General features: G+C 64.9%; 18 protein-coding genes and 2 pseudogenes. 12 read left to right on the top strand and 8 right to left on the bottom strand.

The genetic code is table 11. The annotated features are described in order from the left end of the window. Positions 1-428 precede the first annotated feature (428 nt). Positions 429-875, top strand: coding sequence for an NUDIX domain-containing protein (locus AB0H42_RS34730; protein WP_357063906.1), 447 nt, complete (start codon positions 429-431; stop codon positions 873-875). 59 nt (positions 876-934) lie between these two features. Here AB0H42_RS34730 and AB0H42_RS34725 read toward each other — a convergent pair whose 3' ends face one another. After that, the gene (locus AB0H42_RS34725; RefSeq protein ID WP_357063904.1) at positions 935-1,588 is read right to left on the bottom strand and encodes a hypothetical protein; all 654 of its coding nucleotides are present in this window, start codon (positions 1,586-1,588) and stop codon (positions 935-937) included. 10 nt (positions 1,589-1,598) lie between these two features. Then, positions 1,599-2,960: a radical SAM protein gene (locus AB0H42_RS34720; RefSeq protein WP_357063901.1), complete on the bottom strand. Its 1,362-nt coding sequence runs from the start codon at positions 2,958-2,960 to the stop codon at positions 1,599-1,601. Between the two features lie 435 nt (positions 2,961-3,395). Here AB0H42_RS34720 and AB0H42_RS34715 point away from each other — a divergent pair, with 435 nt between their 5' ends. The 3 genes from AB0H42_RS34715 (at position 3,396) to AB0H42_RS34705 (ending at position 6,423) form a co-directional block, all read left to right on the top strand. After that, positions 3,396-4,988, top strand: a complete 1,593-nt coding sequence (locus AB0H42_RS34715) for an XRE family transcriptional regulator (RefSeq protein ID WP_357063899.1) — start codon at positions 3,396-3,398, stop codon at positions 4,986-4,988. Next, positions 4,985-5,869, top strand: coding sequence for a phosphotransferase (locus AB0H42_RS34710; RefSeq protein WP_357063896.1), 885 nt, complete (start codon positions 4,985-4,987; stop codon positions 5,867-5,869). The genes AB0H42_RS34715 and AB0H42_RS34710 overlap by 4 nt, the downstream gene beginning before the upstream one ends. 320 nt (positions 5,870-6,189) lie before the next feature. Then, entirely contained in the window at positions 6,190-6,423 is a 234-nt protein-coding gene (locus AB0H42_RS34705) for a hypothetical protein (RefSeq protein WP_357063893.1), read from the top strand. A gap of 126 nt (positions 6,424-6,549) precedes the next feature. Here the strand turns inward: AB0H42_RS34705 and AB0H42_RS34700 are convergent, their stop codons facing one another. From AB0H42_RS34700 to AB0H42_RS34675, 6 genes are all read right to left on the bottom strand, one after another. Next, a complete protein-coding gene (locus tag AB0H42_RS34700) occupies positions 6,550-7,374 on the bottom strand; it encodes a CoA ester lyase (RefSeq protein WP_357063890.1) in 825 nt (274 codons plus the stop codon). Continuing rightward, positions 7,371-8,534: an acyl-CoA dehydrogenase family protein gene (locus tag AB0H42_RS34695; RefSeq protein ID WP_357063887.1), complete on the bottom strand. Its 1,164-nt coding sequence runs from the start codon at positions 8,532-8,534 to the stop codon at positions 7,371-7,373. The genes AB0H42_RS34700 and AB0H42_RS34695 overlap by 4 nt, the downstream gene beginning before the upstream one ends. Positions 8,535-8,543: 9 nt before the next feature. Continuing rightward, positions 8,544-9,932 carry an MmgE/PrpD family protein gene (locus tag AB0H42_RS34690; RefSeq protein WP_357063884.1) on the bottom strand — a complete coding sequence of 463 codons (1,389 nt, stop codon included), beginning with the start codon at positions 9,930-9,932 and terminating at the stop codon, positions 8,544-8,546. Next, positions 9,929-11,143 carry a CoA transferase gene (locus AB0H42_RS34685; RefSeq protein ID WP_357063882.1) on the bottom strand — a complete coding sequence of 405 codons (1,215 nt, stop codon included), beginning with the start codon at positions 11,141-11,143 and terminating at the stop codon, positions 9,929-9,931. Before AB0H42_RS34685 ends, AB0H42_RS34690 begins: the two co-directional genes overlap by 4 nt. Further along, positions 11,140-11,703 carry a MaoC family dehydratase gene (locus AB0H42_RS34680; RefSeq protein WP_357063879.1) on the bottom strand — a complete coding sequence of 188 codons (564 nt, stop codon included), beginning with the start codon at positions 11,701-11,703 and terminating at the stop codon, positions 11,140-11,142. The genes AB0H42_RS34685 and AB0H42_RS34680 overlap by 4 nt, the downstream gene beginning before the upstream one ends. Before the next feature lie 146 nt (positions 11,704-11,849). Beyond that, on the bottom strand, positions 11,850-12,593 hold the full coding sequence (locus AB0H42_RS34675) for a FadR/GntR family transcriptional regulator (protein ID WP_357063877.1): 744 nt from the start codon (positions 12,591-12,593) through the stop codon (positions 11,850-11,852). 264 nt (positions 12,594-12,857) lie between these two features. Here AB0H42_RS34675 and AB0H42_RS34670 point away from each other — a divergent pair, with 264 nt between their 5' ends. The 8 genes and pseudogenes from AB0H42_RS34670 to AB0H42_RS34635 all read left to right on the top strand — a co-directional run. Continuing rightward, positions 12,858-13,913 (top strand): ABC transporter substrate-binding protein, encoded by a 1,056-nt coding sequence (locus AB0H42_RS34670; protein ID WP_357063874.1) that lies wholly within the window; start codon positions 12,858-12,860, stop codon positions 13,911-13,913. A 30-nt stretch (positions 13,914-13,943) separates the two neighbouring features. Further along, positions 13,944-14,735, top strand: a complete 792-nt coding sequence (locus AB0H42_RS34665; protein WP_357063872.1) for an ABC transporter ATP-binding protein — start codon at positions 13,944-13,946, stop codon at positions 14,733-14,735. Then, entirely contained in the window at positions 14,732-15,541 is an 810-nt protein-coding gene (locus AB0H42_RS34660) for an ABC transporter permease subunit (RefSeq protein WP_357063869.1), read from the top strand. The genes AB0H42_RS34665 and AB0H42_RS34660 overlap by 4 nt, the downstream gene beginning before the upstream one ends. Next, positions 15,538-16,362 carry an ABC transporter permease subunit gene (locus tag AB0H42_RS34655; RefSeq protein WP_357063867.1) on the top strand — a complete coding sequence of 275 codons (825 nt, stop codon included), beginning with the start codon at positions 15,538-15,540 and terminating at the stop codon, positions 16,360-16,362. The genes AB0H42_RS34660 and AB0H42_RS34655 overlap by 4 nt, the downstream gene beginning before the upstream one ends. 66 nt (positions 16,363-16,428) lie before the next feature. Continuing rightward, positions 16,429-16,524 (top strand): annotated as a pseudogene (locus AB0H42_RS34650) (hypothetical protein); the annotation flags it as partial. 25 nt (positions 16,525-16,549) lie between these two features. Next, positions 16,550-16,801 (top strand): hypothetical protein, encoded by a 252-nt coding sequence (locus AB0H42_RS34645; RefSeq protein WP_357063908.1) that lies wholly within the window; start codon positions 16,550-16,552, stop codon positions 16,799-16,801. 726 nt (positions 16,802-17,527) lie between these two features. Then, entirely contained in the window at positions 17,528-17,929 is a 402-nt protein-coding gene (locus tag AB0H42_RS34640; RefSeq protein ID WP_357063865.1) for a nuclear transport factor 2 family protein, read from the top strand. 599 nt (positions 17,930-18,528) lie between these two features. Then, positions 18,529-18,916, top strand: a pseudogene (locus AB0H42_RS34635) (transposase); the annotation flags it as partial. Positions 18,917-19,019 lie beyond the last annotated feature (103 nt).

Raw genomic sequence — 19,019 nt, 5'->3', positions numbered from 1 at the left:
CTTCGACTCCTCCGACACGACAATCCTTTCCGCTGAAGCAGGCCGCCTCAGCTTGTCGGATCACCGCCCCGCCCACAAGATCGCTGACAGTCCCGTGACGAGTTCTCGTTGGTGCTGCTGGACTTCCGTTGTGACGAAGGTTTGTTGAGGTGGGTCGGGTTGCCGGTTTCGGGCCACGCGTCGTGCATTGCTGCTGCGGTGCGTTGCAGTAGCTCCGCCGATATACGCTCGATAGGTCCTCTGGTCGGTGGCAGATAGCGGTGCCGGGTTTCGGATGGGCGGTGGGGCAATTCCTGCACGGTCTCTCCGGTTCGGTGGTGTGTCCGGGCGATATACGTCGGACGCATAGGCGACCGGCCACGGTGGGCCTACGGTGTTGATCGCATCGCCCAGATCGGGTGCGTGTGTGCGATAGATCGGGGTCGACAATGGCGGTTGCCGGTACAGAACGACACAAGCTGATCGGGGATGTACATCTCCTGCTCATTGATCAACAAGGACGCGTGCTTTTCGGCAGGCGCGTGAATACCGGCTACGAGGACGGCGCCTACCACCTACCGTCCGGCCACCTGGAGGCCGGCGAGTCGATGGTTGCTGCCCTGGTACGGGAGGCGAAAGAGGAGATAGGACTCACGATCAGTGCAGAGGCTGTCCGCTTCGCGCACGTCATGCACAATTCGTCCTCCGGTGGACGGGTGGCGTTCTTTTTCCTGGTGCAGGACTGGGATGGTGACCCGGAAAATATGGAGCCCGACAAATGCGATGATCTGGCCTGGTTCTCTGTTAAGGCCTTGCCGGACCGGATGATCGCCTACTGCCGCGAGGCGATGCAGCATATCGCCGCGGAGCGGCAGTTCTCGTTGTACGGCTGGTAGGCGAGTTCACCGCGGGGGCGCCATCCCCTCTCGATAGCGCCCTGCGGCGTCGGCCTAACTCAGATGACGTTCCACTCGGTGAGTGAGGTAACCAATTCGTCTAAGCGCTGCCCGGTCATGCGCTTGCGGTAAGCATCTTCAGGGGGTTCCTTTGCCGCGCCGTACTGCCACCACGCCTCCTCGGTCTTGTTGTCCATGACCAGGAATCGCTCCGTCATCGCCGGGCCGCGCACGACAATCGACACCGTGCCCGGTTCGGCGACGACCGCGTGGATCGCGCTGTGGTGCAGGGTGTAGCTGGAGCCGACCTTTTCCTGCCGGACCATCATGGTGTCGAGGGCGGCCGGATTGAGGTCACTGTGCAGGGCCACCGGGCTGTAGATCCGATGACAATATTCGCCGCGCAAAATATGGCTGGCGTAGGTCCAGCGGTGGTTGTGTGGGCGATCGTGGTAGCCGGGACCGAATACATGGAGCCGCATACGGACTCCGGTGTCGGGGTCATCGAACAGGACGAGCTTGTCGAGGATGTCGTAGTGCTCGCACAGCGCCAGCAGCCGGGGCTCCTCCCGGATTGCGGTCAATCCGCGCCGCAACATATACCGGCCGCCGACAAACTGCCCGAAGACCTTATGGGCTGCGGCATTGACGGCTTCCACATCGTCCCAATCGACGACGCGCAGGGGTTCGAGCAGGGTCTCGAACGTGAGCATGGGTTTTCTCCTATTCAGGTTTGGCGCTGGATTTCCAGAGGCGGCAGACAGGAACGATGTCGGGGTACTCCGCGCAGGAGCTGGCACCCATCACGATCTCCTCGGCGGGGCAACCACCGAAGCAGGCCGAGGACTTGCAGCCGCCGCAGGCGTTGTCGACCAAGGGGAGGGTGAACAGGTCGAACTCGTTGCGCTCTGTTTCGCGGTTGAGGACGACCTGGTTGCCCTTCATTCGGGCGAGGTACATATCGGTGTCGAACAGGTAGGAGCAAACGTAGGCGCGGCCGTCGGGGAAGATGCTGATCCGATCCAGGGTGCGGCCGATGCAGCCTTGGTAGCCCTCGGCGGCGTAGCGGTCCATCTGGTCGCGGCGGGCGTAGGTCGGCTGGAACCACACCCGGGTGTTGTGTGCGGGCGCAACGCCCTCCAGGCGGTTGCAGAAGTCGACCCATTCCGGTGGCGTCATCGCCATATCAGGGTTCCCGTGCCCGGTTCCGATGGTGCTGAACACATGGAACTTCACCAGCGACGCGCCGATCTCATCGGCGATGGTGAGCAGGTTGAGCACGTCGCCTTCGTTGGCTTTGTTCACCGTGCAGATGATGCGGGTGTCGAACCCGCGGGCACACAGCTCTTCGCTGGTCTCCATGGCGATATCGAAAGTCCGCGGACCGCGCACTGCGTCATGGGTCGCCGCGCTACCCCCGTCGAGGCTGACCTGCACGTAGGCGAAGTCCGACGGTTCGAGTTGGGCGAACTTCCTGCGGGCGGGCTGCTGGGCATTGGTTGTTGTGATGACGTGGCTATAACCGATCTTGCTAGCGATCTTGATGGAGTCGACATAGAACGGGTGCAGCGTAGGCTCGCCTCCGAGGACGGTGAGCTTGTCGCCGCCCATCTTCCGCCACACCGTGAGCGTGTCGATGATCTGCTGCGGGTTCATTTTCAGCGCCCGCTCGAGGCGTTCGCCCATGTAGCAGTGCTCGCAGCGAAGCTGGCATGCCTCGGTGATGTACAGGTAGACGTTGCGGTACCGGCCGTAGGCCACCCGGTCCACGCGGTCGGGTTCGGGCGCGGTAAAGCCCCGCGGCATGCGTGCGTGACCGTAGCTGTCGGTCTCGGTCTTCGGCATCGGCAGTGGAACGGTGGTCATGCGGTTCGTCTCCTGCTGATCAGCATCGGTTCGACGCGGCCGGCCATCGTGTCGGGTGTCGGGTTGGCGTCGAGGGTGGTGACGGGATATCCGGCGCTGATGAACGCCGCACGGATTGCGTCGGTAGCGCTCTGGTGGCGACGGCTTCGCGCGGCGAACAACGACGGCGCGTCTCCGCGCCTCGGGTGCAGTTGGCCCCCACACCGACCGCACGTCCACGCGCTCTGTGTAGCCGCGGTGGCGGGCATGCGCGGATCGGCGATCGGGTCCTTCTCGCAGTGATAACAAACCCTCCGATTCTTCGCCCTGCTCCTACGGGTTCGCTCGTCGACGGCCAGCTCGAGCGGTTCGACCGCGCACTGAGGGGCGACCACGCCGACGCTGTCGATCAACATCGACACCTGTTCCGTTGTCCCTGGGAAGTTGTCCAGGAGAACGGTGTCGACGAGGTCGTCGGCACACACCTGCTCGAGGTAGTTGTGAACCGCCGGCCTGACGATGCTGTCGTCGATCCAGCCGACTCGGTTGGCCGCCGAGGCCGTTGCCGCAAGTGCATCGGTGGGGACGTGCTCGCGCAGTCGGAAGACCCGACGGCGCGGATCGGTCTCGAGCGCGAGGGTGAGGGTTGTCTTACCGGCGGCGGGTGGCCCGAGGATGGGAACCACGATTGATAACGTCATTTTGCCCCTTTCCAGATTCGATTTCCGGACGAGACGACGATCGCGTGAGGGGGCCGGGAATGACTACACACGAGTTGCATTCCGGGTATACGTCGGGCGCATATCCACTGCGCCGCACGGTGATAACGTCGGCGGAAACAGTGTGGGGCGACGTTGTGGAGTGGGGATGAAGACGCGGAAAATCGAAGACCGCTACTGCGTTCACTGCGGCGGACACCTCAGCCGCTACAATCCGGCAGAATGGTGCGGGGCCTGTACACCCTCGATCGCAGACGAGCCGCTGGATATGCCGGCGCACTTCTGGTGGAGCGAGCACATGCTCGCTGCGCTTTCCAGCTGGCACATGGGCAGGGTCATCTACGCATATCGCACCCACCCGATCCATGGAGGACAACCGATCGCGCAGAAACGGGTGGCGTATTGGCTCGACCTCACCCAGGCGCAATTGTCTCGAATCGAAACAGGTCCCGCTCCCGAACTGCTGACCAAGCTGATCCGCTGGGCACAGGTGCTTCGTATCCCCGCTCAACTGTTGTGGTTCAAAATGCCCGCCGGGTCTACGCTCGACGAAGTGAACCGCAACGATTTCCTGCGGGCCGCGGCAGCCGTGACGGCGACAGCTGCGGCATCGCCTCACAGCCTCCTGCAGATGCTCAACGACGCCCGACTCACCGAAATACCCGCCCGGGTCGGGACAGCCGAGATCGAGCAGTTGCGTGCCGCCGCCGATCTTTTCGCCGGCTGGGACGCCCTCTACGGCGGCGGGCTCGTACGCGAAGTAGTCGCCGCCCAGCTCCGCGTCGCCGTGTCCTACCTGCGGGCCGGTTGCGCTCCCGAGCATCGCAACGACCTGTATTCCGCGGTCGGCGCCCTCAGCCACACAGCAGGGTTCATGGCTTTCGACGCCTGTGCACACAGCGACGCCGCCGACATGTTCGACCTGGCGCTGAAATGCGCCGAAGAAGCCGACGCCTGGCAGCTGCGCGCGAAGATCCTCTCCTCGATGGCCCGCCACCGCATCTGGACCGGCAAACCGAAAGACGGACTACGCCTGACCCAGAAGGCATTCCTGTACTCCGACCGCCTCACCGCCACCGAGCGCGCTATGCTCTACACCACGCAGGCCCGCGCCCACGGCAAACTCGGAGACGTGCAAGCCGTCACCACCGCGGTAGGACGCGCCGACGACCAGTTCAGCCACTCGCGGCCGGCCGAAGACCCAACCTGGATGAACTACTACGACACCGCCCAACACGCAGGTGACACCGGACATGCGCTGTTCGATATCGCCGTGCAGGGAAAATTCGGCAGCGAAGCCCGCCGTCGGCTCGGAACCGCCGTAGCCGACCACACCGCAGACGCCGAACGCTCCCGCACAATCTCGATGATCAAACTCGCCTCCCTCACGATGTCCACGGGCGACCCCGACGAAGCAGCCGAGATCGGATCCGTCGCGATCGCTCGCGCCGCGGGCCTGAAATCTATGCGCGCAGCCGAGGACGTCCACGAGCTGTGCTCATACGCTCGGCACGCGGGACTGGCCTTCGACCAGGTTCCCGCCGAGTGAACGGTCACCCCCTCGACGAGATCGCCCGCGCCGCCTGCGAGGCCGTAGGGCTGGATCCGACCGGCCTCACCCCGATCAAAGTGGCGGAAAACGGCATCTACCGACTGCCGGCGCACCAGATCGTGGCTCGCATCGCCAAGCCCGGTCAGCGATCAGCCGCCGAACGCGAGCTGCGGATCGCCGAATGGCTGCGCGCCAGCAATTTGCCGGCAGTCGAACCAGCTGACCTACCCACCACTTTCGTCATGGTCGACGACCATCCGGTGACCTTCTGGGCAGAACTACCCGAACACCGCGGCGGTACCGCGACAGAAATCGCGGGCGCCCTGCGCGCACTTCACAAACTCGAAGCCCCACCCATCCTGACGCAAGTGGACCCGTTCGTCCGACTCGACCAGCGTATCGACGCCGCGCACACCCTGAGCGTCAACGACCGCGAATGGATGCGCCACCACCTCACTGAACTCCGCGACCGTTGGAAGCACCGCCCAGAAGGACTGGCGTGGGCCCCTATCCACGGGGACGCCTGGGAAGGCAATGTCGTCACGACGAACACCGGCACCACCCTCTTCCTCGACCTGGAACGCGCATCCATCGGACCACCCGAATGGGACCTGACCTCAACCGCGATCAAGCACAGTTCATTCGGCTGGATCGACCGCGATCTGAACGATGAGTTCGCCCGGGCCTATGGTTACGACGTCACCACCTGGGTGGGATTTACGCTGCTGCGAGACATTCGAGAGATGCGTATGACCTGTATGGCTGCCCAGGCTGCAGGTCAACAACCCGAACTCACCGAGCAGGCGCAACACAGACTGGATTGCCTCCGCGGACATCGTGGATCGCGGCCGTGGACAGGATGGGAAGCTATCCCGTAATGGCGTCAGCTACTCGCGTGTACGTGGTAGTCCGGGAGTCCCGGTGACGGGAAGCCGTACCCTAGGAAATCCCCGATGCCGGTCGATACCACCGAACCGAATTCGCCACACTTCGGCCCCCAACCCAGCTCGGTTGCCAACTCTCCCCGTGTCGATCTCCCTGGTCTCGTCCCCTCGTACTTGTTAGTACTCCAGCCGCACTTGGTTATGTAATCGGCGTCTTCGCTGGTAGTGGGCTTTTCTGGCTCGGTATTGGTGTCGGCGCCGCCACGTTGACCACTGCCAGATGGCGGTGTGGTCGGGGTGGTGGGTGATCACGTGTGCCAGAGACACTCGGCAACAACGCCCAGCTCTTGTGGGGTAACGAGTCGCTGATTGACCAGGCCAAGGACGTCCACGCCGTCGTGCTGGGTAGGTGGCCCGAACTCGATCGCGACTGCGCGGAGGTCCGGGTCGCGCTCGCAGCCTACGCGGACGCAATCGACGCGGCGGCGGGCCGCTTGATCGCGCAGGCCGGCACCACTCGCGCGTTGGGGCTGGAGTCTGGCTGCTGATCACCTTCGGTGGTGCGTTGCTGTTGTTCGCGTTTCTGGTGGTCGGTGGGACCTGGCTGATCACCAGGAATATCCCGGGCCCCGGACCGGGAGCCGTGACGTGTGCCCCCCGCTCCGGGCCCTGGATCAGCGTGCCCGGGCGAGTGTTCGTCGCGCCGATCTCGCGACGGCTTCGTCGATGAGGTGCCCGCGTGCGTCGACACCGACACCCGAGGTGGCGGCGGCCAGCCGGTCGAGAATGTCCTCGGCGCGGCGCACCTCCGCCGCGGTCGGGGTGAACACTTCGCGGACCGGCGCGAGCTGTTTCGGATGAATACAGGCCCGGCCCGCGAAACCCAGGCGGCGCAGGCGCCGGGTATCGGCCTCGTACGCGGTGAGATCGGTGAAGTTCACCGATACCGCCGCTACGGGCGGTTCGATACCGGCCGCGGCACTCGCGACAACCACCCGGCTGCGCGCGAACAGTAACTGTTCCGCGGAGTCGTCGACCTCGATCCCCAGGTCCGCGGCGAGATCGACCTCACCGATCTGCAGGAAGCGCATCCGGGGCGCGCGAGCGATCTCGGGCAGGGCCAGCAGTCCGGTGGCCGTTTCGACGAGTGCGGATATCCGTGCGCTACCGGCGCCGCATTCGGCGAGGATCCGGTCGGCCGCCTCGACCTCCCGGCCGGATTCCGCTTTCGGCAGCCATATCCCGGTGAGGTTCGGACAGGCTACCGCGCGAATATCCCGCTCCTGCAGTTCTCCCGGGTTCACCCGGACCCAGACCTCGACCCCGGCCGGCTCACATTCGGCGACGTACCGGGCGACCAGTGCGCGTGCCTCGTCCTTCCGGGCCGCCACCACGGCGTCCTCGAGATCGAGGACGACCGCGTCCGTTCCGGAACGCAGTGCCTTGTCGAATCGTTCGGGCACATCACCCGGTACATACAGATAGGTGGTCGCGCTCATCCGATCACGCCCTGCCCGGAGACGAGGGCCTTGGCGATCACCGTGCGCATGATGTCGTTGGTCCCTTCGCCGATGGCCATGAGCGGTGCGTCCCGGTAGAGCCGTTCGACGACGAATTCGGTGGAGTAGCCGTATCCGCCGTGGATACGCATGGATTCCAGGCTTGCCGTGATCGCGGTTTCGGAGGCGAACGTTTTGGCCATCCCGGCCTCCATATCGACCCGGTTGCCGCCGTCGGCGCGGGACGCCGCCCAGTAGGTCATCAACCGCGCGGCCTGCAGCTGGGTCGCGATATCGGCGATCTTCAGCTGGATCGCCTGGAAGTCCGCGATGGGATGGCCGAACGCTTCGCGCTCGCGGGCATAGACGAGCGCGGCGTCGTAGGCGGCCTGCGCGATCCCGACGCTGCGCCCCGCGATATTGAGGCGGCCGATCTCCAGCCCGGACAGCGCCTGCTGCAGACCCCGCCCCTCGATACCGCCGAGCAGCGCACTTTCCGGGACGCGCACATCGGTCAGCACGATCTCGCACGACTCGGTGCCCTTGTACCCGAGTTTGCCCAGATCACGCTGTACGTCGAAACCCGCTGTGGTGGTATCGATCAGCAGGATGCTCATACCCTTGTGGGCCGGGGTCGTGGTGGTATCGGTTTTCACCAGGACCGGAAGAACATTCGCGTACCGGGCATTGGTGATCCACGTCTTCGTCCCGTTGACCACATAGTGGTCGCCGTCTTTGCGGGCCGTTGTCCGGATGCCCTGGAGGTCGGTGCCCGCGCCCGGCTCGGTCAGGCCGACCCCGGTCCGGTACGTTCCGGCGGCCAGTTTCGGGAGGAGTTCCTGTTTCTGTTCGGCGGTGCCGTGGCGGGCGATCATCCAGCAGGACAGATTGTGGCTACCGAGAATTCCGGCGACACCCATCCAGCCGCGCGCCAGTTCCTCGTAGACGAGGGTGAACGACACTTTGTCGAGATCCAGGCCGCCGTACTCCTCGGGGGTGGTGATCCCGAACAGTCCCATCGCCTTCATCTGGTCGACGATTTCGGTCGGGTAACGGCCCGATCGTTCGTATTCGCTCGCGACGGGGACGATCTCCTTCTCGACGAAGGCTCGCAGGGTCGAACGGAAGTCGCGCTGTTGGTCATCGAAGGTGAAATCCATTCTGCTTCCTCAGGTTTCGTTGGCGGGGCGAGCGGTCGCGATGAGGTGGGCGAGGTCGTGCACGACGGTCAGATCGGTCTCGGCGGACAGATCCAGGATTCGGCCGGCGAGGTCGCCGGCCCGCGCGTGCCCGCCGCAGTTACCCGCGAATTTCGCCCGCAGTTCGGCGTCGGTCATGGGGACGGCCGGTGTTCCTTTGCTGCCCGCGACCTCGCCGGTCAGGGTGCGTCCGTCGCGCAGGGTGAGGACGGCCCGGCCGGGTGCCGCGGCGGCGGGTCCCGCGGCCGGGGCGGGCAGCACCCGGACCGCTGTCGCGGTGGCGGCGACGGAGTCGCGGGTGATCGACTCCGGGGTGTAGGTGTCGATGGTGACCGCGCCGTCGTGGAGCAGGGCGGCCACGCTCCACGGGAGGTCGAATTTGGCGTCGTAGGTGCTGCGCGGTGGCGCCGTGCCGGTGTGGTCACCGCAGACGATCGGGCTGGAATCGGGGTGTACGTGTACCTCGATATCCACGATCTCGGCCGGGTCGACGGCGACTCCGGCGACAGCGGCGGAGACGGCATCGAGAGTCACATGCATGAGCTGGCAGCTCGGGTACGGCTTGATCCCGATCTGTGTCGCTTCCCAGCGGACCCCGAGATCGTCGGTGAGGACACCGAGGTCGGCGGCTCGCTCCGACAGCGCCGCGTACACGCCGCGCTTACCTTCGAGGACCGAAGGCGGCCCGGACGCACCGGCGGCGGCCAGCCGCGCGGCCGTCACGCCGGAGAAGGCCGCGGACCCCGGATGCAGTGATTTGGTGTCGGCGGCGGAGTCCAGGAATTCGAGCAACCCACCCGCGGAGGAACCGGCGATCCCCAGCGCGTCGACGAGGCGGGCGGCGGGCAGACCCATCAGCCGTCCCGCGGTCATTGCTGCGGCGAGGGGTCCGACGACCGCGGTGGCGTGCAGACCGCGCGCGTGGAATCCGTGCGGGCTGACGGTGCCGAGCCGGCAGACCGTTTCCAGGCCCAGGGCGGCTGCCGCCAGAACCTGCTCGCCCGACGCCGACCGTTCCTGGCCGACCGCGAAAGCGGCCGGCAGCACCGTCACTGTCGGGTGGACCAGGCCGCCGGCATGGGTGTCGTCGAAGTCCAGCGCGTGCTCGAGCATCGCCGTGGCCATGGCCGCCGCGGGTGCCGACAGGGACTCCTCACCGGTCAGTGCCCGCGCCTGGGGTGGTCCGGCGAGGTCGTGCGCGACCGTCCAGCCCGGGGCGCCGGCGCCGAGCCGAGCTGCCGCGATCGTGACGCCGACCCCGTCGAGCAGATGCCGGCCGACCGCGTGTTTCACCTCGTCGGACAGATCTTGCGGCCGCGTTCCGGATATCCAGTCGGCCAGGATCGCCGCCGCGGTCACGGCGCGACCGTCGAGCCATCTGTGCCGAAGGCGCCGCCGGCCGTCAATTCCGTGATCCGCTCATCGTCGTATCCGAGGTCGCGCAGTACGGATTCGGAATGCTCGCCGCGGCTGGGTGCCCGCCGGTATTCGGGCTGTTGCGTTCCGAAGCGCACGGGTGAGGCGACCTGCCGGACCGTGCCGAAGCGCGGATGTTCGGTATCGACGATCAGACCCCGGGCGAGCGTGTGCTCCTCGGTGAGGGCCTGGCCGATATCGTTGATCGGGCCGGTCGGCACACCGGCCGGACGCAGCCGGGACAGCCAGGTGTCGACGGTGTCGGTGGCGAAGACCGCTTCGAGAATCGGCAGGAGTTCGGCGGCGTGGCGGCCGCGGCTCGCGAAATCGGTGAATCGGGGGTCCGTCGCGAGTTCGGGCCGGTCGATCGCGACCACGAGGCGCTGCCAGAACTTCTCCTTGGCGCAGCCGACAATGAGCCAGCCGTCGGACGCTTCGAACGCCTGGAACGGAACGAGTGACGGATGCGCGGAATTGCGGGTCCGGACGGGTTCGAACCCGCCGTTGAGATGCCAGGTGGCGGGATAGGTGAGCAGTCCCATCGCGGTGTCGTACAGCGACAGATCGCAGTCACCGCCGATACCGTCGCGCCGGGCGGCGTGCAGTCCCGCCAGGATGCTGATGGCCGCGACGAATCCGCCGGAATAATCCACCAGGGACAGACCCGTTTTGGTTGGCGGGCCGTCGGGGTCGCCGGTGACACTCATCCAGCCCGCCAGGCCCTGCAGGATGTAGTCGTATCCGGGTTCCTTCGCGCGCGGCCCGGTCATCCCGAATCCGGTCAGGCTGCAGCAGACGATCGCCGGGTTGAGGTGTTTGAGCTGGTCGTAGGTGATGCCGATCTTCTGCGGTACATCCCCGCGCAGATTGGAGTACACGACATCGGATTCGCGGACGAGGTCCTCGAATACCTGCCGGCCGGCGGTGGTCGACAGATCCAGCGAGATACTCCGCTTATTGCGATTGAAGGTTTCGAAGAACAGCGAATCCTCGCCCGCGGCGAAGGGCGGGACGTAGCGGCCGACATCGCCGCCGGCACCGGGGTCCTCGACCTTGAGCACATCGGCCCCGAGATCGGCCAGATGCACGCTCCCGAACGGGCCCGCGCCGTACTGCTCGAGGGACAGGATCCGGACGTCTTCCAGCGGCCTCATGCCGATTCTCCCGTGGTCTCGCCGGCGGGCGTGCCGGGTAGTTCGAGGGGGCCGGTTTTGGCCATCGGGAAGTAGTCCTGGCCGATACCGCTCTCCCGGGTCGCGACCATCACCGAACGCTTCCAGGAGATGACCTCGTCGCCGTCCTGGTTGAGGCCGCGGGTGATCATCGAGACGATGCCGGCGTAGGGGCGCGATTCGGAGCGGCGCAGGCCGGTGCAGATGCTCTCCGCGTATATCGTGTCGCCCACATAGACCGGATGGTTCATCTTGATATCGGTGAACGCGAGGTTGGAGATCGCGTTCTGGCTCATATCGAGGACCGAAATGCCCAGCACCACCGATACAGTGAAGCCCGAATTGACGATGATCCGGCCGTTGGTGATCGGATTCTGTTGTGCCAGATGGGCATTGAAGTGATTCTGATTGGTGTTCATCGACAACAGGGTCACCCAGGTGTTGTCGGCCTCGGAGATGGTCCGTCCCAGTGGGTGCTGGTACACATCGCCTACGGCGTAGTCCTCGAAGAACCTTCCCAAGATCGCGGGATGGGTCGCCACGGTGCCTCCTCGGGCTTCGGTCGGGCAGTCGGGTCGACTGTAAACATCTGATGTTTATGGAGTCAATAGCCGGATTGAGGCAAGTGAGCTCAAGAGCTCTTGGTCAATCTCCAAATGATCGAGCTGAAACATCAGATGTATGAGGCTCAGATTGATCGAAGCCGGTCCATCTGGCGGTACGATTCCCGCAGGTTGTCCAGGTGCCGGCGCATGAGGTCCATGGCGGCCATCGAATCGCCGTCGCGCACCACCGACAGGATCGCCCGATGGTCGTCGTCCACGCATTCCCAGAATCCGTGCGGAGTGTTGTCCCGGCCGAAACGGCCGGACAGTACCCGGAAGACCGGCGCGGTGATCAACTCCAGGAGTGGGTTGCTCGCCGCGCGCAGCAGGATCAGGTGGAACTCCTGATTCGCCGCGTACGTCTCGGGTCCCTGGGTCCCGTCGGGTTCGAACATGACGGCCTCGAGCTGTTCGAGCTGGTCGGGGGTGCGCCGGAAGGCCGCCATCCCGGCCGCGGGCACCTCCATCAGATTGCGCACTTCCATCAGCTGATCGACGCTCACCGTCTCCGCCGCGGCCATCAGCGCGACGCCCGTCTCGAGATGGGCGCTGATATGCCCGATGCTCGGCGCCGTCACGAAACTTCCGCCGGTCACCCCGCGGGTGGTGTGGATCAGATTCTGCGTGGCCAGCGAGCGCAGCGCCTCCCGGATGGTGCTGCGCCCGACGCCGAACTCGTCGCTGAGCTCGGGCTCGGTCGGCAGCCGCGTGCCAGGTGGGAGCTCGCCGGACAGAATCCGTGACCGGATGGTCTCCACCAGGACCTCGTAGGCCAGTGGTGGCCGCGAAGCCGTCTGATGATTCGTGCGGTCGGCTACCAACCTCACCCCTCCTTTGTTGCCCGGTGCGGCTATGGTTCCCGGGTCGAAATCGCTGAAACGTCTGCTGTATTGGGGTTGAATACCGGCGGTATCGCCCCGGATCGTCGAGAAATAGGGATCTTGACGACCAAAGCATCATATGTTTACAGTCACCAACTGTAACCCAAGTCTCATCACCGAGATCCTGCGAGCCGTCACATCCCCCGTGCCGCTCGCCACACCGCGGCGGCGGCCTCGTCACCACCGACCCGCACGATATGTCGAGGGATCATGTTCACACCATTTTCGTCCCTGCGCCGGCGGACCCGGCCCGGCCGGTCGATCGCCGGGGTGGCGGCATTGATCGTCGCGCTGTCCGGATGTACCGGCGGCCCGGGACCCGACGCCGACCCCGCCGCGCCGGTCACCATCGACGTCACCGTCTCGGCTGCCGCCGAGATCTACAGCATCCCCTGGCTGGTCGCCCAGAAGCAGGGGCTGTTCGAGAAGTACGGCGTTATCGTCGAGAACATCGTGCCCGGCAAGGGCGGGAGTTCCACCATGCGCACCTTGCTGGACGGGAATATCCCGATCGGCGAGGTCAGCTATCCCTCGATCGTGCAGGCCGACCCCACGGGTGCCGAACTGCGCGTGGTCGGTGGCGGCACGCAGGGCCCATACCCGATGAACTTCTACGCACTCGCCTCGAACCCGCGGATCAAGTCGATCCAGGACGTGCGCCGGTGGGCGTATACCCGCCCCAACTCGGCAACGGACGCCCTCTCGCAGCTGATACCGACGCTGGCCGGTATCCCGGAGGGCCGGATCGAACGTATTTCGTCCGGTGGGATCGGCGAGGGGCTGGCACTGCTCGAGGCCGGTTCCGTGGATATCGCGATGCTGCCGTCCATCGTCGCCGAAGAGCGCCCGGAGGATTTCAGGCTGATCGCGAGCAGCCCGGAATACCTCAACCGATTCCTGCAATCCACCATCACCACGACCAAGGACTACGCCGCCTCCAATCCCGGCGTCGTACGCGCCATCAACGCCGGCTATACCGACGCGGTCGCGTCCATCGACGCGGATCCGCTCGCCGCCGCCCAGCTGTACGCCGAGTACTCGGGATTCGATGTCGATATCGCGCTGAAAGTGGTGCAGCGGGCCGCTTCGGCACGCACCTGGGGTGGCGGGTTCGACCCCGAATCGGTCGCCTCCGCGCAGGCGGGAGTCGATCTGTCGGGTAGTGACCGCGACCCCGACCTGTGCACCTTGTTCGATCCACAATTCCTGCCGGCCGAGGTCGATCATTCGCTCCCCAACGGATGTTCCGATGCGTCCGCGTCGTGATGTACAACTTCGACCGCGAAGGGTCTGTTCATGAATGCTCGCACCACCGCTGATCCCCTCGTCGACGCGCAGGGCGTCACCCGCCGGTTCGGTGAGGTCACTGCCCTGGACGGGGTCGACCTACGCATCGGACGCGGCGAATTCGTATCCATCGTCGGCCCCAGCGGCTGTGGTAAATCCACGATGCTGGAAATCGTCGCGGGTCTGCAGGACAACGACGCCGGGACCGTATCCGTGGACGGCCGGCCGCTGACCGGCCCCCGGATGCGCACCGCGGTGATCTTCCAGGAATCGGCGACCCTGCCGTGGCGGACGGTCCGGGACAATGTGGCCTTCGCCCTCGAAGTACAGGGCGTCGCCAAACGCGACCGCAGGGCCCGCGCCGACGAATTGCTGGCCACCGTCGGGCTCGCCGCCTTCGGTGATCATTTCCCCGGGCAGTTGTCCGGCGGGATGCGGCAGCGCGTGGCCATCGCGCGGTGCCTGTCGATGGAACCGGATCTGATCCTGGCCGACGAGCCCTTCGGCGCGCTCGACGAACAAACCCGCCTGGTCATGTCCTATGAACTGCTCGAAATCGTGGAGAAGCTGACCTGCGGGGTCCTGTTCATCACGCACAGCATCCAGGAATCGATCCTGCTGTCGGACCGGGTCTTGGTCATGAGTGCCCGGCCGGGCAGATTCATCGACGAGATCGATATCGACCTCGCCCGGCCACGGTCGGAGGACGTGCTGACCTCGCCGGCGGCGATGTCGCTGCATGAGCGGATCTGGTCGTCACTGCGGGAGGAAGCGAAGAAGACGATGAGTGTGACCCGATGAGCAAGCATTCCGTCGTCCCCGGGTATCTCCGGCCGCCGCCTGCCCGGGTGCTGCGGCTGCCGAGCCCGGCTTGGACTGCCGTGGTAATCGTCGTGTTGCTTGTACTGGTCGAACTGTACGCACGCTCGGCCTTCGCGTCCCCGCTCGATATCGTCCCTGTCTCGGAAATGGTTCTCGAGACAGCCCGTTTACTCGGTGACCGGGAGTTCCTGGTCGATTCACTCGGCCGCACGCTCGGCATCATCGCCATCAGCTTCGTCGTCAGCTCCGTGCTCGGTATCGCGGCCGCCTACCTGCTGTGGCGATTCGACCTGTGCAAACGGGCCTTCCGCCCTTATCTCAATGTGTACTACGCGGTCCCGACCTTCGCGCTCTACCCCATCATGGTGGTGCTCTTCGGCAGCGGAATCACTCCTATCGCAGTGCTTTCCACAGTTTTCGCCTTCGGTATCGTCACCGTGAACGCGCAGACCGGTTTCGAGGCCACCACGCCCATCATCGGAAAACTCGGCCGCGTCCTGCGCATGACACGGTGGCAGTACTTCCGATCGATCCTGCTTCCGTACGCGCTCCCCAACATCATCATGGGACTGAAACTGGGTCTGTCCTACGCCATCATCTCGGTGCTGGCCAGCGAGTTCATTCTCTCGACCGACGGCCTGGGCCACTACATCTCGATTGCCTACGACAGCTTCGATATCGCCGAGATGTATGCGGGCATCCTCGTCGTCACCGCACTCGCGCTGCTGGCGACCCTCCTCATCTCCGCAGTACTCAACCGATTCGATTGGAGGCGCCGGCGATGACATCCGTAGCGTCGCGGCAACTGCCGGCCCGCTCGCTGTCCCTGCGCACGGCGGTGCCCCGGATCAGCACAACGCGACGGGTCGGCCCGGCTCTCGTCGTCGCTGTCCTCGGAGTTCTGGCCTGGTGGGTCGCCGCGATCGTGCTCGACAGCCGGATCTTTCCCACCCCCGCCGCCTCCATGCGGTCGCTGTTCGCCGATCTGGCCACGGAATCGTTCCGCGCGAATGTGCTCGACTCCCTGCGCCTGCTGGTCGCCGCGTTCGTCGTGAGCGTGGTTGTCGGTTCGATCCTGGGACTCGCGCTTGGGCTCAGCGCCTTCTGGTCGCGTACGGTCCTGCCGATTGTGTACTCGATCAACAGCATTCCGAAGATCGTGCTCTATCCGCTGTTCCTGTCCTTCCTCGGAATCGGGCAGCTGAGCCGGTTCGGGTTCGCGTTCTACGCGGCCTTCGTGCCGATGCTGATCATGGCCGTCGAGAGTGCGTCCGCGGTGAATCCACTGCATCTGAAAATGGCGGCATCGCTGCGGATGAGCCGGCCGCGCCTCGTCCGCCAGATCATTGTGCCCGCAACGCTGCCCGCGCTCGCGACCGCGACGCGGACGACATTCGGTCTCGCGTTCCTGGGACTGCTCCTCGCCGAGATGTTCTCCTCGTCGAGCGGTATCGGCTACGAAATGCTGCGCAATGTGAGTCTCATCCGGATGGAGAACATCATGGGCACCGTGGTGCTGATCGTGGTGATCGCGCTACCACCGACCATCGCTCTGCAAGCTCTTGAACACCGCATCACCGCACGATTCAGCGGCTCGAACCACTGAACGCCTGCCGCGGCGCATCGGCTGTGGCGGTCTGCTTTCGGTCTCACGCCGGCCCGGCATCTGATCGTGACGGCAGAGACGGTGCAGCGGTGGGAGGAGGTGGAGCCGCCGCCCGGCCTTCCGTGGGCCGATGCGCCGGGGGTGGAGATCAGCCCGCAACTGCGCCGCACCGGCACCTATGAGTGGCGTGGGCGTCGACGCCGGCTATATCGATGCCGACCTGCTCATCGCCGCTGGCCGGGACCACGGGGTCGAACTGCTCGGCCCAGCCAAGGCCGCCACCGGCTGGCAAGCTACCGCCGGGGACGGCTACACCCTGTCCGATTTCACGATCAATTGGGACAAGGAGCCCCGACGGCCAGATCGCGATCCAGAAGACCGACCCGAATCAAACGCATCCGTTCAACGCGACCGAGCTGATGCGGCGAGTAAACGATAAGCGGTCGGGCCGCGCACTGAACAGCCAAGCGGCCGTTCGATCGCCCATGCTCGATGGGAACGTGCCAGGGTGGCCAGTGCGAAGCGTGCTGCTATGACGTCCGATTCTTCAGCGACCGGCTCCGCCATGTGAAGAGAGCTCATCCAGCTCAAAGGCTCCAACCATGGTTCTGCCATTGGGCCTGGACTATTGAGGCAGCCGACCTGAACGATTTGATAAACACTCGCCCCGCGCCACACGGCCGACCCAGAAGGCTCCCTGTCGATGAGGAATTCTTTGCATCGGTGGCCAGCGGTTACCGCGGGGCAGAGAGACTGTGTCACTTCCTGTCCGAGACTGTAATAGCAGCCGACACCATAAGCTATCGGGAGCGTCGTACCGTGAGTGGACGAGAAATCATTTCAATGCTGCGCGAGGTTCCGACCGCCGCCGGTCGAGACTCGACCCCGCCGTTGCTGATGGAAACACCGACGCTCGCTGGTGGCTGAACGTTTTTGACGCACCACCGCACTGTCAGCGTTCTAATCCCTGGTCAGACCGCTGGTAGGTCTCCTTCACCGACCGACTCGCACGCCATGCCCGAGGCTGCACCGAATCCGGCTGCGTGGAACGCAACGAGCTCGGGGTCGTGCCAAGCCAAAGAGGTGCGGCAACGGTCAACTGCGCCGGATCGAGGTCTCGGCAGTCCAGGTAGATATTCAGTGGTTAAGCAATTAGGGTGCCCTGATGAGTGTGGAAGAAAACAAGAGGATTGCCTGTGAGTTGGTGCAGGGCCTCGACTCCGACCATGGCGACGCAGCTTTTGATCTTCTCCATGAGAGCGCCTTGTGGACTGTGATGGCACACGCTGATTCGTTCCCTGTCTCAGGCAGCATGTCCAAGGCGGAGTTCGTCGAGCACATCAACCGTTTCCGGCAGGCGATACCGAGTGGAATTCGAATTACCGTCACCGGGGTTACCGCTGAGGCCGCCAGGGTGGCCGTCGAAGCGGAGTCGACCGCCACATTGCCAAACGGCAGAATTCTCAATCAGTTCTACCACTTCCTCTTCGAGATCGAGGACGGCACAGTTCGCAAGGCCAGGGAGTACATCGACACGGCGCACGGTGTAGCTGTGCACAGCGGTTGAACCTGTTCGTCGAGCGACAGCGAACCGTTGTCCTGAACACGGGCTCTCCGGTGCCGGCCGGGCGGCTCGCCGGCCTCGGCTGAGTGATTCCGATCTCGGCGAGGTCGAGGCAGCATTGGTCAAGGGGCTCAGGGCCAATGGCTCGCCGCCGATATGTGGCCCGCTGGCGCGGGTAGCCGGGGTGATCGAGACGGTGACCGGGGTGCGGGTACTCACGGAGCCAGACCCGGAAGATCTTGCGGGAGCGGTTGGGCTGGAGTCGGCAGCGGCCGGCGCGGTGAGCGGTCGAGCGTGACGATGAGAAGATCGAGGCGTGGCGCAAGACCGAGTGGCCGCGCATAGAATAGCGCTCGACACCGAGGTGCGTGGTTCTGCTTCCAAGACGAAAGCAGATTCTCCTTGCTGCCGCAGTGAGAGCGACCTGGGCGCCCAAAGGCGTCACACCGGTGCTGCGGCACCGGTTTTCGTGGGAACGACTGCGATGGCTGGGGCTTGGCTTACAGGGCGTCTTACGTGGGTGTAATTCGTTGTCCGGCATGATGTGACCCATGGTCGACAGGCTTGCTCAGAGGTTGGTCCCGGATGCGTTGTGGGACATCGACGGGAACGGGATACCGCTGGTCACCGGCGTTTCTGCGGCGAACACCGACGACTCGGTAATGCTGCGGTCCATGGTCGATTCCGCGGGTGCGGTCGGTGCGCGGACTGCGTCGCGGGAAGCCACACAAACTGCGCGCGGACAAAGGCTACGACTTCGACGTCCACCGCCGCTGGCTCCGCGCCCGTGGCATCGTGCCCCGGGTCGCCCGCCGTGGGATCGAGGATCCCACGAGGCTGGGGCGGCATCGATGGAAGATCGAGCGCACGATCGCATGGTTGTCCGGGTGTCGGCGATTGACAATCCGCTACGAACGCCACGGCCGTCTCTTCGCAGCATTTCTACAACTCGCCGCTGCTCTCACCTGCTCCAAGAAACTTCCCACGTAAGAGGCCCTCTAGGCCGCGTTTCATAAGCCGTGGCCGGATAACCACAGGTTGATTGCGGCGACGCGGACCGTGGCCAGGTAACGGACAGCGAGTTTGTCATAGC

This window comes from Nocardia sp. NPDC050799 (assembly GCF_040654015.1).
GTDB lineage: Bacteria > Actinomycetota > Actinomycetes > Mycobacteriales > Mycobacteriaceae > Nocardia.
The sequence above is the reverse complement of the archived record's forward strand: the minus strand, read 5'-3'. Positions and strand labels throughout refer to the sequence as shown.

Excerpts from the sequence above, each read along its gene's own strand:
- AB0H42_RS34715 (WP_357063899.1), top strand. The coding sequence starts at position 3,396 with ATGGGAACCACGATTGATAACGTCATTTTGCCCCTTTCCAGATTCGAT.
- AB0H42_RS34695 (WP_357063887.1), bottom strand. The coding sequence starts at position 8,534 with ATGGATTTCACCTTCGATGACCAACAGCGCGACTTCCGTTCGACCCTG.
- AB0H42_RS34725 (WP_357063904.1), bottom strand. The coding sequence starts at position 1,588 with ATGCTCACGTTCGAGACCCTGCTCGAACCCCTGCGCGTCGTCGATTGG.
- AB0H42_RS34655 (WP_357063867.1), top strand. The coding sequence starts at position 15,538 with ATGACATCCGTAGCGTCGCGGCAACTGCCGGCCCGCTCGCTGTCCCTG.
- AB0H42_RS34670 (WP_357063874.1), top strand. The coding sequence starts at position 12,858 with ATGTTCACACCATTTTCGTCCCTGCGCCGGCGGACCCGGCCCGGCCGG.
- AB0H42_RS34665 (WP_357063872.1), top strand. The coding sequence starts at position 13,944 with ATGAATGCTCGCACCACCGCTGATCCCCTCGTCGACGCGCAGGGCGTC.
- AB0H42_RS34640 (WP_357063865.1), top strand. The coding sequence starts at position 17,528 with ATGAGTGTGGAAGAAAACAAGAGGATTGCCTGTGAGTTGGTGCAGGGC.
- AB0H42_RS34685 (WP_357063882.1), bottom strand. The coding sequence starts at position 11,143 with ATGAGGCCGCTGGAAGACGTCCGGATCCTGTCCCTCGAGCAGTACGGC.
- AB0H42_RS34700 (WP_357063890.1), bottom strand. The coding sequence starts at position 7,374 with ATGAGCGCGACCACCTATCTGTATGTACCGGGTGATGTGCCCGAACGA.
- AB0H42_RS34660 (WP_357063869.1), top strand. The coding sequence starts at position 14,732 with ATGAGCAAGCATTCCGTCGTCCCCGGGTATCTCCGGCCGCCGCCTGCC.
- AB0H42_RS34730 (WP_357063906.1), top strand. The coding sequence starts at position 429 with ATGGCGGTTGCCGGTACAGAACGACACAAGCTGATCGGGGATGTACAT.